This window comes from Parasphingorhabdus sp. (assembly GCF_059726685.1).
Map to the genome: position 1 here is coordinate 3,239,228 of NZ_AP041068.1, position 19,129 is coordinate 3,258,356.

General features: G+C 54.5%; 7 protein-coding genes. 4 read left to right on the forward strand and 3 right to left on the reverse strand.

Going from position 1 to position 19,129, the window contains the following annotated elements; translation table 11 throughout:
* Window positions 1-34 precede the first annotated feature (34 nt).
* The gene (locus AC6I9Z_RS15945; RefSeq protein WP_497811052.1) at window positions 35-1,726 is read right to left on the reverse strand and encodes a FecR domain-containing protein; all 1,692 of its coding nucleotides are present in this window, start codon (window positions 1,724-1,726) and stop codon (window positions 35-37) included.
* Window positions 1,727-1,903: 177 nt separating this feature from the next.
* Between AC6I9Z_RS15945 and AC6I9Z_RS15950 the strand changes: the two genes are divergently transcribed.
* Window positions 1,904-3,544, forward strand: a complete 1,641-nt coding sequence (locus AC6I9Z_RS15950; RefSeq protein WP_461458839.1) for a ShlB/FhaC/HecB family hemolysin secretion/activation protein — start codon at window positions 1,904-1,906, stop codon at window positions 3,542-3,544.
* A gap of 1,367 nt (window positions 3,545-4,911) precedes the next feature.
* A complete protein-coding gene (locus tag AC6I9Z_RS15955; RefSeq protein WP_461458841.1) occupies window positions 4,912-5,055 on the forward strand; it encodes a hypothetical protein in 144 nt (47 codons plus the stop codon).
* A 380-nt stretch (window positions 5,056-5,435) separates the two neighbouring features.
* On the opposite strand, the gene AC6I9Z_RS15960 is transcribed toward AC6I9Z_RS15955, so the two are convergent.
* Complete coding sequence (locus tag AC6I9Z_RS15960; protein WP_461458843.1) at window positions 5,436-7,211, reverse strand: DUF6538 domain-containing protein; 1,776 nt, start codon at window positions 7,209-7,211, stop codon at window positions 5,436-5,438.
* A gap of 677 nt (window positions 7,212-7,888) precedes the next feature.
* Between AC6I9Z_RS15960 and AC6I9Z_RS15965 the strand changes: the two genes are divergently transcribed.
* Window positions 7,889-8,983, forward strand: a complete 1,095-nt coding sequence (locus AC6I9Z_RS15965; protein WP_461458845.1) for a TIGR03032 family protein — start codon at window positions 7,889-7,891, stop codon at window positions 8,981-8,983.
* Between the two features lie 53 nt (window positions 8,984-9,036).
* Here AC6I9Z_RS15965 and AC6I9Z_RS15970 read toward each other — a convergent pair whose 3' ends face one another.
* Window positions 9,037-10,608 carry a winged helix-turn-helix domain-containing protein gene (locus AC6I9Z_RS15970; RefSeq protein WP_461458847.1) on the reverse strand — a complete coding sequence of 524 codons (1,572 nt, stop codon included), beginning with the start codon at window positions 10,606-10,608 and terminating at the stop codon, window positions 9,037-9,039.
* A gap of 215 nt (window positions 10,609-10,823) precedes the next feature.
* On the opposite strand from AC6I9Z_RS15970, the gene AC6I9Z_RS15975 reads away from it, so the two are divergent.
* Window positions 10,824-18,827, forward strand: coding sequence for a beta strand repeat-containing protein (locus tag AC6I9Z_RS15975; protein ID WP_461458849.1), 8,004 nt, complete (start codon window positions 10,824-10,826; stop codon window positions 18,825-18,827).
* Window positions 18,828-19,129: the final 302 nt, after the last annotated feature.

Sequence of the window (19,129 nt, forward strand, 5' to 3'; positions counted from 1 at the left end):
TCAGGCACTGTCACCGCGTCTGTCGCGTTAAGCCTTATTTCGCATGCCCGTTCGCATTACCGTTGTTTCCATTGCCGTTGCCGCCTCCATTGGAACCGCCATTACCGTTTCCGTTGCCGTTATTCCCGTTGCCGTTTCCGCCACCGTTGGCGTTGCCATTACCGGCATTGTTACCGTTGCTCGCATTGGCACTGCCGCCGCCGTTCCCGTTTCCACCTGCATTGCCATTATTGGTGTTGCCGCTGCTGTTTCCGTTTCCGTTACCGCCTCCATTGGAACCGCCATTGCCGTTTCCGTTGCCGTTATTCCCGTTGCCGTTTCCGCCACCGTTGGCGTTGCCATTACCGGCATTGTTGCCGTTGCTCGCATTGGCACTGCCACCGCCGTTCCCGTTTCCACCTGCATTGCCATTATTGGCATTGCCGCTGCTATTCCCGTTTCCGTTACCGCCGCCATTGGAACCGCCATTACCGTTTCCGTTGCCGTTATTCCCGTTGCCGTTTCCGCCACCGTTGGCGTTGCCATTACCGGCATTGTTACCGTTGCTCGCATTGGCACTGCCGCCGCCGTTCCCGTTTCCACCTGCATTGCCATTATTGGTGTTGCCGCTGCTGTTTCCGTTTCCGTTACCGCCTCCATTGGAACCGCCATTGCCGTTTCCGTTGCCGTTATTCCCGTTGCCGTTTCCGCCACCGTTGGCGTTGCCATTACCGGCATTGTTGCCGTTGCTCGCATTGGCACTGCCGCCGCCGTTACCGTTTCCGCCGGCATTGCCATTATTCGCATTGCCGCTGCTATTGCCGTTGCCGTTGCCGCCGCCATTGGAACCGCCATTGCCGTTTCCGTTGCCGTTATTCCCGTTGCCGTTTCCATCACCGTTGGCGTTGCCATTACCAAATGTGCCGGGGACACCGTTCGTGCTCGCATTGGACAGCGCCAGATCAATCAGATTGGGCGCATTGACCGAAGCCAGTTGCACATTGGCTTTTGTCGATGAACCGCTGTTCACCAGACCACCTGTCAATTCACTCAGCGATACCGGAGATTCACTAACCGGAGCCTCGATTATACCTTCGAAACCGCCAGTGGCGATGTCGCTGGCAATCACATCTTCTGAGGCAGCTGCTCCCGAGGTGTCAGCTGGCGCATTTGGTGAGATGATTGTTTTCTCTTCCGAACCTGTGATCGAAAGCCGGAATTGGTCACCATTTTTGACCATCCCGATCATACCGGGTGACAATAGCTGTGTTGCACCTCCGTCTAGCGTAGAAACCTGCACGGCACCCTCGGTAACCTGCACCGCGGAACCGGTTTCCGTCACCGTGACGCTAAAGGTCGTGCCTTTTACAACAGCCGCCAGATAAGGTGTTTTTACACCAAAATGTGGCGTAGCTTTTTTGTCGATCCGGAAGATGACGTTGCCCAGCTCCTCAAAGAACTGCATGACACCGCCGCTTTTTTTCGGCTCGCTAATCCGCAGTCTGCTATTGGGCGAAACCACCACATATTCCTGGCCACGGACCAGGACCGCACGGCCCTTTTTCCCTGTGCGGATTACATCGCCGGGACGAAGATCGCCACCAGCAATGGCAATTTTCGATACGCCCGACCGCAATATGTTAACGGTTCCATTGCTTTCAGAAAGCTTCCATTCCGGAGTCGCGCCATGGGCGGCGGTTCCTGTTGCAATTGCCGCAATTGCTATGAATTTGGCCAGTTTACGCATCGATACTATCCTCGGAACGGTGAAATAATTGTCCCCACAATTTCAAGGCAATAAAGGCAGCGATCCAATTTCTCGTTTAGAAAGACGCTAAATTTTTCGTTAAATGGCTGGTTTGATAAGCTTTTCCTAAGACATTAGACGTAAACGAACCTTCGTACAGAGTAGTCGGAGTTTGCGTTGTTGCGTTTGGTTTGTCTTGTATTGGTAGCTGGCTTTGCCTGTCACGCCGCTGTCGCTTCTGCGCAGCAAGCACCCAACCCCTTTGAAAGCGTTGGCGATCAAAATAGCCAGCGCGCCGAGAATCCCCTGTCGGAACAATCGGCGTTGCCAGTGGCTCAAAATCAGCAGGCAAACTCAGTAGTCGATGGGGATGCCATTATGATTGGTGCCATAAATATCGATAGCGAACTGCCTATTGCCGCGGACAGGCTCGCCTCGGGATATGAGCAATATATTGGGCAAAGCGCCACACAAGATGTGCTGAAGTCACTGGCCAGCTCCGTGTCCGAGATGGCGCGTCAGGAAGGCTATATTTTCGCCAGTGCGTTTGTTCCTCCGCAATCGGTCGAAGTTGGCGTCGTAAAGGTCCGACTGGATCCGGGCGCCATTGACGAAGTGCGGATCATTGGCTCGCGCAACAAAAAGTTGCGTAGGATATTGCTGAAACTGAAATGCGAAGCGGCCCAATCAGAACTTGTCGAGCAACAGTTGCTGCTCGCTGGTGATCTGCCAGATATTACAGTTCGAAATACAACCTATCTGCGGGAAGAAGGTCGCGGGGTGCTCGTCGTCACGGTCCGCGAACAGAAGGCTCGCGGCTATGCTGCGCTGGATAATTACGGGCCGGATGCTCTCGGCCCTGTCCGCGCCCGTTTGCAACTCGATATAGCTGGCCTGCTAACCGACAGTGACGTGCTGACGACCAGCGTCATCACCACTGTTGCCCAGCCCAAAGAGCTCAACTTCGTGAGTTTGAAATATGCCAACACAGTTGGCGATGGCGATACTGTTGTCGGTTTTTCCGTTTCCGCAGGGCGGACACAGTCGGGCGGCCGTTTACGGTCACTTGATTATACAGGTCGCAGTCGATTTGCGTCTATTTTCGCCAGCCAGTTGCTTAAACGCAGCAATGATTTCAACCTCTGGCTCAATGCAGAACTCGCCTATCTTGAAGTTGAACAGTCGCAGGACGGTGTCCGGTTTCAGGATGACAAGATCGCGACGGCTGCACTCAATTTTACCGGAAATCACAAAATCGGTTCTGGCCGCATTTACGGCGGCATCGGTGTGACCCGTGGGCTTGGCATATTGGGCGCGAGCCGCCGAGGCGACCCCCTGAACTCTCGGTTCAATGGCAGCGGCGAGTTCACAAAGGCGAATGCCTGGGTCAACGCCATTCTGGACTTTGGTCACGGTTTCGGAGCCCGTATCGTCGGAAATGGTCAAATCGCTTCGCGCCCGCTGCTGTCGGCCAATGAAATAGCGATCGGCGGTCCCTATTTCGGCAAAGGTTATGATTTCAGCGAGCGTTTTGGCGATGAAGGCATCATGGGCCTTGCGGAATTGCGCAAAGGTTTTGACAACGTCACAAATTGGCTGGACTGGGTCCAGGTATACGGGTTTGTCGACGGCGGTTATGTTTCCAACATCGGCACCGGCTTTGGCGACGGATCCCTTTCATCTGCTGGCGGTGGTATCCGTACGCAGATGGGGCTAGTGGACTTCAACATCGAAACCGCCATACCAATCAATGAAGACCGTTTCGAAAGCGCTGACCGATCTCCTAAAATCAATGTGCAGGTTGGTGTGCGTTTCTGAAAAATTCCGGGGTCCGCTTTTGCGCCCATAGCGGACATTAACGTTTAACATTTTCCGATGCTTTGCATTTGACAACCATCCCGTCTGTTTGCCTATGCTGCGCAGCAAACAGATGCCATTTAACACCGGTGGCGGGAGCCCAAGCGAAGTCGCTGATTCCGCCAATCAGGACATTTTTCAATATTCGTCAAATGCCTGCCTCTCAGAAGCATTCCGTGTCACTAAGCGATCCCCCAAGACCACGATTGATTTGATGCAGCAGATGCGATCCTCAGCGCTTTGGGCAAGTGTTTGTTCGAGCGTGTTGACTGCCATTGCAACCAGCCGGTCGTCGGACAAAAAAATCACGGCTTTCTTCTGAGTGCCCAGATCAATGAAGCTGGGCTGGCAACAACCGAAGCAAGTGCGATGAGAATTGAGCTGTTCAAGACAACCATGAGCAACCTTCCTTTTGACTCAATCAAGTGATATTGCTCACTTTATGTTCCATGTAGGAAAGAAGTTCCTGATTTGGGTATTCTAAGGGCACCAATGGATGGCTTTGACGTTTCAAATATCGTTTACTTAGGCTGCATCAGGATCGTTAGTCCCGGCACGCTGTAAGACTTCGTCGATTGCACCTGCAACTCGGCTTCGAACGCTCCAATCAAGCTAACCGCTGTGAGCGCTGTGCTGGGGAAAAGCCAACTGTATGCGCTGGACATTCACCATCGACATATTCTTGATCAACATGCGAGTTGATGGCGTTAGATACGAACCACTATACGGGCTAAGTGTATGCATTTGAAACGGCCCAAAAAATGTCAACCTATGACAACCCACGACAACCAAAATAGCAGAAAGTGACCGATCTCTCAGAGTTTTCCTTGATTCTAAGCTGATTGTACAGGTTGCAACCTATTCGACCGAGCAATTCAACCGGTCTTACCAGATATATGACCCCATAGTTCTCTTGCATTCTGTTGGAACACTCGATTGTTATACAGTCGCTGATCACTGAGCTCCTTTCCCTCTTTGTCTACGTTCTTAAACGCGTAACTGACGCCCTGATGTATTGATCCAAAGGGTTTAACAAAGTGGGACTGCCTTTTCTGGGGGATCCATCCTTTAGGTGGTCGTTTAAATTTCGCACCGATTACGCGGAGCGATGCTTCCTTTAAGATACGTAGACCATAAACCCGCTGGGCTTCATACAGTCCTTTCCTCGATTCAATTCTCTTCAAAGCATTGCGACTATTTCCGTGAAGAGTGTCAGGAATTTTAAGCGCCGGGATTTCAATTGAGCCGTGAATATGTGGTTCAACCTGTTTGGTTCCTGAGCGATCCCATTCTTCAATGACAAAGTAGAAACTCATCGGACGACCGAAATGTTTACGGCATTGCCGGCCAAACTCGTTCCGTACCATCTCACCCAAACTCTGATTGCCGGGCTGATTTTGAAATCGTTTAAGCAGGCTGGCGTTGAGGTGATGGTTAATGAGATGAACCTTGGCTTTGCGGTTGCAGTTTGATCAAGAGCAATAGCCATGCAACCAACTTGAGCCTTCATCCATGGGGTCAAGTCTTTCCAACGCGGTATCAACTTAACATCACCAAAGGGTTCTATTGGAAACTCTTTGCCTCCATACACTCCCCACCCATCCTTACTCCTAATAATCTTATAAACACTATCTTGTACCAGCTTATCCTGTCCCCCCGTTTTCATACTTACTGCATCGCGTAAAATCCTAGATACTTTGGCGGGGGATCTAATGAAGTGCTTTCTCACGGTATCCCTTATCCGATATAGGATAAAGACCTCTGCCTCATGCCGACGGCTGGCCGCCATTATGCGTTTGGTTGGGTTCACTTATTGCCAATCATTGAAAGAATCCTGAGATTAATTTCCGTGTTAGACTAAATGCCTACGGCAAGGTATTTTTAGATCTGGGTATCTCAGATCATGAAATGCAGGATATAATTCTGCAGGGGTTTGCTTGGACAAATAAGCTCGATCCAAGGCATCCTGATAGTGCCCGATCACAGAGTTTGTAAGTAATCCAGGGTGAGCCTGTGTCAGTAAAGTTTTGAACGAACCGCGAAAACTATGAAAACTTATTGGCGAACGATATAGATCTCGAAAATCCTCTTTAAATGTTTTTCCTATTACGGATCGGTTGAATGCTCGAATCCATTTAGTATTCGCCCACTCATCACCAATTTCAGCCTCTAGGGAGTCGTCACCTGGATATTCCCAATCAGGAAACAATCTGGTCTCGCCTCTTTTTGAAAGCCCAGTCAGATACTTATCGAAACCAAGTTCAATAAGGACATCCAATATCGGAATGTAACGTCCTTCTCCATTTTTCGTGCCTCGGAATTTATTGGGAACTAAATGTATATGAGGAAACTTGTCCTCAAGTTTAACGTCACTTACTTCTAAGCCTGCTAACTCGCCCGCACGCATCCCAGTATGAGCTGCCACAACAGGAGCCCAATATCTCATGTCATTCAGCAGCAATTTACCTTCATCATAGCATCTAGATTTCGAACGAACGCCGGCAAACCAAGGATGAGCAAACACCCTTTGCAGTTCAGAGATCGAGAATGGGCGCTTTGCTGGTATCTTGAGTTTATCAACTTCAACGCACCAGCGCGCTGGTTTTATCCCTCCACAAGGATTGGGGCCTTCAATAATATCGCGGTCAATTGCAAACTCTAGTGGCGCGGAAACACCGACTTTGTAGCTTTGAAGTGTACCCTGGGTTATTTGAAGCAGCTCTTTGCCGCGTGTTATTCTGCGCTTGGATATCTCATCCATAAACTTAGTAATGTCGGACTTTGAGATTGCCCCAATAGGTTTGTCACCAACGACGTTTATGAACTCGGATTGCGCTCTACGGTATTTTTTAATTGTGCGGGGCCGAAGAGAAGAGATTCCCTCAAACTGTTTCACCACTTTGCTGAATAAAGGTGTTGCCTCTTCATCGTTAGGCAATTCGCTTTTTTTAGCCCACATGCCGCTTGAAGGCATTTCGGGAACTGCATCACCTTTTATCATCTGATTTATCAGGTCATCTAATTTTGCTTCCTGATCAACAATCGCCCGTACCAACGCTGCAAATTCCATCGAAGTTTCATCTGTGCCAAATCGATTGTCGCCGATAAAATCTCTCGCGATCTGAACCGGACTCCACGCCTCTTTATCTGAAAGCGGATCGTACGCTGAATCAGCTGATCTTTTTCGAAGGATTGAGCGTTGTTCAGCTCGCCTTTCAATCTTGGCATCCAGCGCCTGTTTATTTAGAATATTGATAGCGCTCCAAGCAAAATCACGCTGCCAGCTTAATCGTTGAATTTGCAACCGGTCTTCTACGAACTTGGATATGACCAAAGCATCTAGCGCCCCATTCTGCGATAGACTGACTGCCGCACTGACTAAGGAGCTTGGTTTTGTGATCTGCTGGCGAGCTTGATTGATCAACAAATCAAATTCGCGCTCTATAGCGAGGCTATTGATCTGAGCCTCATTTGGAGACTTTGTCCTCAGCGATCTCCTAAATACTGGTTTGGAGCCAAAGAATATCTCAAATATCGAAGAGTCATTCACAATGTCTGCCGGAATACGCCGGACATATTGAAAGACTTCGCCACGCCTTTTTATGTAGGGAATGGACTTGTTGATCAAATCGATTGTATCACAGTATTGTATCACAGTTTCTAGGTAGCTATGTAGCCTAATAGCATATTATTGAATAATTTCAATGTTTTTTATATTTATTGCATGCCCTCCCGTAGGGGTCACCACGCAGTTTTCTAAATTATATCAATAACTTGGACTCTTTTTGGGCGCGACTTTATCGCGTCTTTTCGGCGACTTGCGCGCGCCATATTCCTAGTTCCAAATACAGAGACTGAACTGCGCGGAACTTTGAGCGGAAATAACTACCTCAGTCTCAAACCGGCAAAAAGGTGTTTTCAATACGAATGGCAGCTTTGCGCCCCATTCGAGACATTGACTCCCAATATTTTAGTTCTCGAAAGCCGACATTCTCTGCGGCCATTCCGGCCTCCAAGAATGAAGATGATATACTCAAAACTTGATCCTGTAGCTGAAAACCGCGTGCCATGGAACTTCAACGCCAAGATCGGTCCCAACATCCCTTCAACCAGAAGCAGATTTGGCAATCCGGTTCCTTCTCGATCGCCAGCAATGCATTCGCGCTCGTGCACTCTTCGAAATGGGGCGGTTTTATGGAACCGGTATTTTGAACGCCAACATAGCCAGTCTTTACAGCACTAAATTTATCGGCCAGTTATCGCTGCAACTACCAATTGACCACTATATATACAGGGCGGAATTGAATGACGGGCCAAGGACAACAGGTCGCAGCAAGCCAGGTTGGTGCGGCACCGCCCAAGGTTTCCTACTCGCTGTCAGGCGGGATTATTGCGCGGCTGGCTGAGCTCAAGGCCGCACTCGCTTTCACTTCTTATCAGTCCAGCTTTCTCTATATGCTGGGCAGCGGGCCTCAAGGTAATCCGCAGCTGCACCAGTCGGGCATGCCCAAGCCGATGGGACTATGCGCAGATGGGCCGGGGCGCCTGGTGCTGACAGCGGGCGCGCAGGTGATGCGGCTGGAGAATGTGCTGGATGCCGACCAGCGGATCAATCAGACCTATGACGCCTGCTTCATGCCGCGCACCATCTACACCACTGGTCAGCTCGATGCGCATGATGTCGGCGTGCAGAAGGATGGCGAGCTGGTGTTCGTCAACACGCGCTACAATTGCTTGGCCACCGTCTCGCAGCGGCATTCGTTCAAGCCTGTTTGGCGACCACCTTTCATCAGCGACATTGTGGATGAGGATCGCTGCCACTTAAACGGTCTGGCGATGCGCGATGGCAAGCCCGCCTATGTCACCGCCGTTTCCAAGTCCGACACAATCGATGGTTGGCGCGATCGCCGCGGCGATGGCGGCGTGGTGATCGATATCGAGAAGAAGGCCGTTATCTGCGAAGGACTATCCATGCCGCATTCGCCGCGCTGGCATGATGGCAAGCTGTGGGTGCTGAATTCGGGCACGGGCGAACTGGGCCGTGTCGAGCTGCCAAACGGTAAAGCCAAGATGGGCACGTTCAAACCGCTCACCTTCTGTCCTGGCTTTTTGCGCGGTCTCTCATTCCATGGAGGATTGGCGTTTGTCGGCCTGTCGCGGCCACGCTATCAAAGGTTTGAGGGGCTTGAGCTCGATCAACGCTTGAAAGATGCCGATAGCGAGCCGTGGTGCGGGGTCCAGGTGATTGATCTGCAAACGGGCACCTGCGTCGATTGGTTCCGGATTGATGGTGATATTGGCGAGCTATATGATGTTGAGTTGATCGAAGGGTTCAGCTGCCCGATGACCGTCTCACCAAGCTCGACCGATGCTGGGACACTTATCACTATCGAGCAGTAGGCTCACCTGCGCGATCGCATGCAACGGTCAACGCATAGGCCGATTAAGACGGCCTAGTGAAATCCATTTGCGCTAAGGATTGCTTGGACGACCGGGCGCACCTGATCGCCCATGGCAGGGTTTGAGCGTTCAATCCCCGAGATGGTGACGGTCGGAAAGACACTGCGAATCTTGCCAGCGATCTGTGCTGCTTCCTGCTTGTCTCCGGCCAAAAACACCGCGCAAAGCGCAGTGACCATTATCATCAAGTCTTCATGTGGTACGCTTTGTGCGCGACGCCCCCACTCTGCCGCTGCTTGAATATCGCCGAGATTGAACTGCGCAATCGCGTGCGCAGCATATGTGCTGTAGCGCATCGGATCACGCGGGCTCAGCTTAAGCGCCAACGCGCCATGCTCCATCGCCTCCTGATACGGCCCGGCAAAGGCATGATAGGCCGCTACCTGCGTGTGGCCCATGGCATAGCTGGGTGAAAGATCAATCGCGCGTTCCAGCCATTCCGGTGCCTGGTCGGGTTGGGTGCCGAGCGAAAGCGCCTTGCCCATCGCCAAGTTTGCCGACGGGTCATCCGGATCGGCATCGACTGCTGCCTCAGCCGACTGGCGCATTAACTGCGGCGCATCGCCCGGATCATGCAATGTCCGCTGGAGCAGCAGCCACCAATAAGTGTGAGACAATGCGGCATGTGCCCGAGCGAAATCCGGATCGATGGATACAGCGCGCGTAAAATAAGCCTGCGCGCGCTCGATATTGGTTATCCCTCGGCGGTAAATCAGCGATGAACCCATGTGGAAGGCCTGCCACGCGGTCAGATCCTTCGATGCTGAAATCCGCAATCGTTCTGCTTCATTGCGCGGGATTTGCCGCTCAACCTCATGCACCACACGCCCGACTGCATGTTCCCTGATTTCGTGGACAGCACGCGGATCAAATTCAAGCCGTTCAGACCAGACGACACTGTCATCACATGTATCAGCGAGTTCGATCAGAACGACAAGATTATCTCCGCCCAGCTCGATCGCGCCGCTGACGCAATAATCGACGCCCAGTGCCGTGCGCAGCTTTGACGGGGCGATATTGCCATTGCCAAACTGGAAGCTGGTACCGCGTGCAATCACGCGCAGCATATGCAGACGCGCCAACGCGGAAATGATGTCATCTGGCAAGGCTTCGGCAAAGGATGCGTTGGGCGAACGTGCGTCGCCGATGATCCGGAACGGCAGCACGGCAATTGATGGCTTCTCTCCAACCAGCTCGGAGCTGGGTGCATCCACACCAGCAACAGGCGTTGTAGCCACCGAGCGTTCGCGCACCATTTCCACCTCAGGGATGAGCCGCCAACCCTTGGCGTGGACGGTGGCGATGATCTGGCGAGGCTTTTCGGTATCGTTCAGCGCCGCACGTAAAGTCTTGATCTGACTGAGCAGCGCGGCGTTTGAAACCTGCCGACCTTGCCATAGTTGCTCAATGATTGTGCCCTTGGTTAGAAGCTGCCCCACGCCCGCTTGAAGGAACAGGTATAACAGTTCCTTGGTCATCGGCTGCAGGGGGACTTCCTCGCCGCTCGAGTCGATCAGTTCAAACCGGTCGCTATCATAGGCGAACACACTAAATTTATAGATCAAGCTGCTTCCCTCCTGAAGCAATTCGGCTGGTTGTTACCTCGGCTGTCGAAAGGCCAAACTCTCATACTGCCCCTGCGTAAACGAACCAATACCCGGTGTAACTCATGGGGGAAAGGTCAAAACGGGGTTTTTTGGGGGCAAGCTTGAGGCAAGGCGGCTCCACACATATCGACAGGCTAATTTAAATTGCGACCCGGCGGGGTCTTAGGGGCAATATGACTGATCTTGTGCGTAAAACTGACGGTGAAGCAATCGCTGATATTCTCGGTGAAAATGAACGGGTCCGGCGCAGCTGGTTCGGCTTTGGCATGTTGCGCGGTGGACGCATTACAAAGGTTAGCGGCCAAGCGGTGAGCTATTCCCCTGAACTCGGGATAGTTGAAGCCGGCAGTGAGCTTACCCTGGCTGATGCCCATGCAGCGCCCCGCGCATCGCTCGCCAGCCTTGCCAAATCCGCGCTGCGCTGGTCCGCCGCACCGCTCGCCATCCTTGCCGGGGCAAGTCCAGTGATGGCACAGGATGCCTGTGTTGAAACCATACCTGCTTCAGGCGAATTTTTCTGCCAGGATTCGGGCGGCGATGCGACCACCACGCAAACCATCACCAGTGGCACGGTTTCGATTGAGATCGAAGATGGATTTGCCGTTGACACCAGCGGCACTGCAACTGATGGCTTCGACATTGATGCATTGGGCCGCGTCACTCTCACGCAATATGCCGCGACAGGGACGAGCTCGATCATCGGCGGCGCTGATGGCATTAATGTCTACACCGCGTCCGGTGGCCAAACGCTAGATACCAGTTCGATAACTATCAGCGGCGGACAGGATGGAATCGAATCCCGAAATCGAACTTCTGGGACGCTCTCACTTACAACAGGCGATGTCTCGGGTGCGACAGGTGACGGCATCACAATCTCTACCGATGGCGTTGCTAATTTGGACACCAGCGGAGGTGTCATCTCGGGCGGCACAAACGGAATTTCAATCGGTCAAACTGGTAATTCGAACCTTAATTTGACGGTCGGCACCGTGATCGCAAGTGGCGGGGCTGGCATTGAGTTGTCTGGATTGGGCAATGGATCATCCACCGTCCGAGGCTCATCGGGCGATGTCGTGGGCGCAACCGATGGCATGTATGTTCGTACCGGCGGTGGCGAAATCACGGTCGATAATCTCGACAGCGTAACCGGCAATGCGGGCGACGGTCTGGACCTTGGTTCTGTTGGCGGTGCGATCACTGTCAATGCGGTCGATGCGATCCTTGGCACCGGCGGCATAGGCATTTTGGCTGACAGCGATAGCGGGGACATCACTATCACCGGCAACGGTCTGGTCGGCGGCATTGAAGGCACGGTGGGTGATGGCATCAATGCCGACAGCGATGGCGGCGATATTGCGATTACCGGCAATGGTGATGTCAGCGGCAGTAACTATGGCATTTTTGCGCGCTCGGCCTTTGCGGGGTCGATCACAATCGACACCAGCACGGGCAGCGTCACCAGCGGAATCGGCAACGGCATTCGTGCACAGACCCGTGGCAGTGGTGCGCTCTCTATCACAACTGCGGATGTGACGACTAATAGCGCCGATGGCATTTTTGCGGACAATAGTGGCACAGCTCTGACGATCAACACCAGCGCGGGTAGAGTGACGGGCGTCCGTGGCATCTTTGCGTCCAACATCGGATCGGGCGCGCTTTTGCTCACCACGGCGGATGTGACCGGGAACAATGATGCCGGAATCGTTGCTTTGAACTCTGGCACGAGTTTGACGATCGACAGTAGCGCCGGAAGCGTCAGCGGCGAAATCAGAGGTATTGATACGCGCAATTTTGGATCGGGCGTGCTTTCGCTGACTACGGCGGATGTGACTGGTGTCAGCTCTAATGGCATTTATGCGGTCAACGCTGGCATGGACGCCGACCTGATAATTGACAGCAGCGCGGGCAGCGTCACCGGCGCAACGGGGAAGGACTCTTCAAACCGTCGTCTTTCGGGTCTCTTTGTTGATCAGCTAAGCGCTGGCACGCTCAACATTACGGTCGATCAGGTCCGTGGCGGCATTGGCATTGATGTTAATGCGGAAAAGGGCGATACCACGATCACGCTGGCTTCGACCGCTGTTGTCACCGGTCTGGTTGAAGCTGGGATCGATGCACGGTCCACCGGCGGTGCGATTACCGTTCAAGGCAGCTCTGGCGATGTCGTGGGCGCAACCGATGGCACGTATGTCCGCTCAGCCGGCGGTGACATTACCGTTGATACGCTCGACAGCGTAACCGGCCAGAACGGCGACGGTCTGGACCTTGGTTCCACTGGCGGCGCGATCACTGTCAATGCGGTCGATGCGATCCTTGGCACCGGCGGCAACGGCATTCTGGCCGATAGCGATGGCGGCGATATCACCATCACTGGCAGCGGCCTCGTGGGCGGGATTGAGGGCACGGCAGGTAGCGCCATTTACGCCAATGCTACTGGCGGCGTAGGCGGCGCGATCACTATCACTGGCAATGGCGATGTCAGTGGCAGTAACTACGGCATTAGTGCTCGCACCGATGGCGCGGGTTCGATTTTAGTCGACAGCAGCGCTGGCAGCGTGACTGGCAGTTCCCGCGGCATTGGCGTATTTAATAGCGGCAGCGGCGCGCTTTCGATCACCACGGCGGATGTGGCCGGGAGCAATGACACCGGAATCCTTGCGTTCAACTTTGGCACGAGTTTGACGATCGACAGCAGCGCGGGCGGTGTCAGCGGTAACTCCTTTGGCATTACGGCGACCAATAGAGGCCCCGGCGCGCTTTCGCTGACCACAGCGGACGTTACAGGCACGACATACGATGCGATCTATGCCAACAATTACGGTACGGACACCGACCTGACGATTGACAGCAGCGCGGGCAGCGTCAGCGGGGGAACAGGGACGGACCTCTCGGGTCGCCGCATTTCGGGCATCCGCGCTAGTCAGCGAACCACTGGAAGCCTCAATATCACAGTCGATGAAGTCAGCGGTGGTGTTGGTATCGATGCCAATGCAACCACAGGCGCGACGACGATTACGCTGGCCTCAACCGCTGTTGTGACCGGCTTGGTTGAGGCCGGGGTTGATGCGCAGTCCATGGGCGGTGCGATCACCGTGCAGGGGAGCTCCGGCGATGTCGTTGGCGCGACCGATGGGATGTATGTGCGCTCGATGGGCGGTAATATCACTGTCGATACGCTCGACAGTGTGACTGGCAGTGCGGGCGATGGACTGGACCTCGGCTCAGCTGGCGGCGCAATCACCGTCAATGCGGTTGATGCAGTGCTCGGCACCGGCGGCAATGGCATTCTGGCCGATAGCGATGGCGGCGACATTACCATCACCGGCAATGGTCTGGTCGGGGGGATTGAGGGCACGGCGGGCTCTGGCATCTTGGCGCAGGCGAATGGTGGACCCGGCGGGAACATCCTTATCGCTGGCAATGGCGACATTCGCGGCGCTGGCATCACTGCCAGCACCGATGGTGCAGGTTCGATCGCTATCGACACCAGCACAGGCAGTGTAACCGGCTTCTCGGGCATCAATGCGAATAACCGGGGTTCGGGCGTCCTTTCGGTGATCACGGCGGATGTGACGAGCACCAGTTCTGTAGGCATCGCTGCACGCAATCTTGGCGCAGACCTTACGATCGACAGCAGCGCGGGCAGCGTCAGCGGCCTCGAAAGAGGCATTGAAGTGAATAACTTCGGATCGGGCGCGCTTTCGCTGACGACGGCGGATGTGGCCGGTACCAACTTCGAGGGTATTCTTGCGCTTAATGGGGCCTCGGGGACCGATCTGACAATCGATACCAGTGCGGGCAATGTAAGCGGCAACAGAGGCATTATTGCGAACAACCAAGGGACTGGTGCGCTTTCGCTGACTACGACGGATGTGACGGGTGCCAGATTTAATGGCATCTACGCGGTCAACTCGTCCAATAGCGCGGACCTGATGATTGACAGCAGTGCAGGCACTGTCAGCGGCGGGGCAGGGATGGCGGGTGGTTCGGGACGTATTTATTCGGGCATTTTCGCAGATCAGCAAAGCGCAGGCACGCTCAACATTACGGTGGATCAGGTCAGCGGCGGAATTGGCATTGATGCTGATGCGACAACGGGTGCGACGACGATTACCCTGGCCTCGACCGCAGTGGTCACTGGCCTGACAGGCGTCGGGATCGATGCGCAATCCACCGGCGGTGCGATTACGGTTCAGGGCAGTTCCGGCGACGTCATGGGCGCGACCGATGGCATGTATGTCCGCTCAGCGGGTGGCGACATTACCGTTAATACGCTCGACAGCGTAACCGGCAATGCGGGCGATGGTCTGGACCTCGCATCCGCTGGCGGTGCGATCAATGTGAATGCGGTGGATACGGTGCTCGGCACCGGCGGCGATGGCATTCTGGCCGATAGCGATGGCGGCGATATTGCGATCACCGGCAATGGTCTGACCGGTGATATTAGCGGCACGAGTGGTAATGGTATCACCGCATATGCGGGCGGGGGTACTGGCGGAGCGATTACCATCACCGGCAACGGCGATATCACCGCCAGTGACGATGGAATTTTTGCTTACACCAATGGTTCGGGTTCGATCACGATCGACACCAGTTTGGGCAGCGTTAGCGGTGGCGGCAAAGGCATTTTTGCGGACAACTTCGGATCAGGGGCGCTTTCGATCACCACAACGGATGTGACGGGTGCCAGCTCTGATGGTATCATGGCGCTTAACATCGGCACGAGCCTGACAATAGATAGCAATGCAGGCAGTGTTAGTGGTGCTACACACGGCATTATTGCGATTAATGGCGGATCGGGTGCGCTTTCGCTGACCACGGCGGATGTTACGGGTGCCACCTATGATGGCATTTTTGCGATCAGCGGCAGTGGCACAGACGTGATTGTCGACAGCAGTGCAGGCAGCGTCACCGGCGGAACAGGGTTAGGCACATTCGGCCGTCTTGTTTCGGGTATCTATGCTAATCAGCAAAATGCTGGCGCGCTCAACATTACGGTCGACCAGGTCAGTGGCGGCATAGGCATTGATGCCAATGCGACCACGGGCGCGACGACGATCACACTTGCCTCAACTGCAGTAGTCACCGGCCTGGTTGAAGCCGGGATCGATGCGCGGTCCACGGGCGGTGCGATCACCGTTCAGGGCAGTTCTGGCGACGTAGTAGGCGCAACCAACGGCATGTATGTGCGATCAATGGGCGGTGTTATCACCGTCGATAATCTCGACAGCGTGACCGGCCAGATGGGCGAAGGGTTGAACTTGTACTCTGCTGGCGGCGACATCACGGTCACCGCGGTTGATGCGATCACCGGCACGGGTAGAGACGGAATTCTGGCCGTGTCAGATGGCGGCAATATCTCGATCCAGGGCAGCGGGCTTGTAGGGGATATCACCTCAATTAATGATCGGGGAATAACTGCTAGAGCGAATGGCGGAGACATCAACATTGGCGGCCTCGCAACCAATGGTGCAGTGACTGGTGAACTGGGTATCTATGCCAGCACCAACGGTTTGGGCAACATCATAGTAGATAGCACCGGCGGTGCTGTCACAGCCACTTTGTCCAGCGGTATTCTGGCGACCAATACTGGCAGCGGAAGCACCACAATCACGACGGGCGATGTGAGCGCAACGACAGTTGGGGCACCATTGATCTTTCAATCCGGTATCGCTGCCTTCAGTACCGGCTCTGATCTCATAATTGACAGCAGCGCCGGGACGGTGGTTGCCAGTGCCTTCGGAATTTTTGCCGATCACAGTGGAACGGGTGAAGTTTCGATCACCACTGCTGATGTTACCGGCCAGGGCAGTTATGGCATCTTAGCGAGCAATGCTGGCACAGACCTGATCATTGACAGCAGTGCAGGCAGTGTCAGCGGCGGAAACCGAGGCATTGACGCGAGAAACAATGGTACCGGTGCGCTTGCCATTACGACTGCCGATGTGACGGGGACGACCGGCGAGGGTATCTTTGCTCAGGGCAATGCCTCGGCAAGCGGCGGCGTGACGATCAACACTGTTGGCGGCGTTGTCGCAGGCGCCGCTGCAGGAATAGATGCGCGCAATTACGGAAGCGGGACGCTCGCCATCACGGTCGATGACGTTACCGGTGGCACTAATGGTATCTCGGCGCAGGCAGCCACTGGAGAGACAGTAATCACACTCTCATCGACAGCCGATGTGACCGGCACTGCTGCCCTGGGCATTGCTGCTAGCTCGAGCGGCGCGGCAGCAAATATCATGGTTCAGGGCAGCTCGGGCACTATTACCGGCGCAGCGGATGGCATGATGCTGGTTTCGGCTGGCGGCGATCTGACTGTCGACAATATTGACCTTATCCAAGGCAATGCGGGCGACGGTTTGGACCTTGCCTCCAGCGGCGGCACAATCACTGTGCGCGATGTTGACGCAATCACCGGAATTGGCGGCAATGGCATTTTGGCCGATGCCACTGGCGGTGCAGGCGGTGACATTCTGCTCACCGGTGTTGGCGACGTCATGGGCTCGCTCGCCGGGATTGCAGCTACCGTGGATGGTGCTGGAACCGTTACCGCAGGTCTCACCGGTATGACGTTTGGCGCGGCCAATGGTTTCGACATCTCGACCGAGGGCGGAGCGGTTTCGGTCAACAATAGTGGCGCTTTGTCTGGCGGAACCTTCGCCTTCACCGTGAGCGGGGCAAACACCGGCCCGGTAACGCTTACAAACAGCGGTACGGTTGCGGGCCCTGTTCAGTTTGCTGGTGGTGATGACAGCTTTACAAACTCTGGCCTGTTCCAAGTGCGCGGCACCAGCGACTTTGGCGCGGGCGCGGATATGTTTGAAAACCTTGCTGGCGGCACGGTAGCTGCCGAGGCGGCGACATCACTAATTGGTATTGAAACTTTCAGGAGCGCTGGGCTTATCACCCTTGTCGGTCAGGCTGCTTCAGGCAGCCTCAGCATTGATGGCGACTTTGTCGGCGTAGATGGCACGCTGGCGCTCGATGTCGACTTTGCCGGTACGGCAGACCAGTTGATTATCGGCGGCGCGGCAAGCGGTACCACCAGCATTCTCGTCAATGATGTTTCTGCAGGAGCAGGTTTGGGCGACGCGATCACTCTGGTCGATGCAACTGGTGGCAGCCTTGAGGGCGCATTTGAGCTTGCGACCCAGTCGCTTAGTTTCACGCCGTTTGTGGCGCTTGATTTGACCTTTGATGCGGGGAACAATGACTATCTCATCTCACGCCGCTTCACATCGTCCGTGGCGGAAGGGGCCAAGCTCGCTGAAGGCGCGCAATCGCTGTGGTATCGCAGCACCGATGCCTGGGCTCAGCACCGTGCGAGCACCAGACTCGACGCCGAGAACGTCTCGCCGCACTGGCTCACCTTCTATGGCAATGTCGCCAATCGCGAAGATGATACCATGGGCACTGGCCTGATGTTGCCGACCGCAAATGATCTCGATTACAGCCAAGACTTCTTCGGCCTCCAAGCTGGCTATGATCTGGCGTCTGAAGCGGGTGACGGCTTCGCGGCTGGCGTTACCACCGGCTATCTCAGCTCGAACGTTCGCTTTGCTTCACGCGGCAACAGCGCGCGGTTTGAAGTGTTCAATATCGGTCTGTCAGCATCATATAGTTCAGGCGGCTTCTACGCCGATGGACTGATCAAATATGATATGATCAGCGGCAATTTGAATGATCCCGGCGCTGGTGGTTTCCAAGGTGACGCCGATGGTGATGCGTTGGGTATTCGCGCTCAGGTCGGATACCGGTTTGGCAATGATGGCTTCTTTATCGAACCGCAGGTAAGCCTCGATTATCAGGAAACGAGTCTCGATGACATAGTGATAGAGGACATCCGCTTTGATTTTGGCAATATTGACGGCTTGCGCGGCATTGCTGGCCTGCGCCTGGGAGGCAAGAGCCAGCGCGCCAATGGCACGGGGATTGGCTATTACCTTGGCGCCAGCGTAGTCCATGAATTCGAAGATGGCGCTCCGGTTAACTTCTCCTTCGGCCCAGATGCAATCGCGCTGACGAACAACGAGATAGGCACATATGGCAGGATCGAGACGGGCATGACATTGTTCGGCAACGGCCCGCTCAGCGGCTTTATCGAAGCGCAGGCCGATGTCTCAGGCGGCTATACGAGCTACGGCGGACAGGCCGGGGTGCGGATCAAGTTTTGATGGTGCTACCTCAAGGCTGCTGTCAGAGCGAATGCTCTTGATTTAAATTTTAGGGGTTGGGTAAGGCAGCGCTAGCCTCCCCGGATAAGCTAAGCCGCCAATCTGTTCCTGTATCTCATTTTGTCGCCCTGTCTCGCTAGCCTCGCTGATCGAGTGGTTTTGCGAAAGTCAGCAAGTAAGAATGCATAACCTTCTTTCCGCTCTGGCAATCCTATCGACTCAAAACCCGCTGATCAGTTAAGCGCCCCAATTTCGATCATTCTCATGGAGGCTGCAATATCCCGAAAGTGGACACTTGGTCA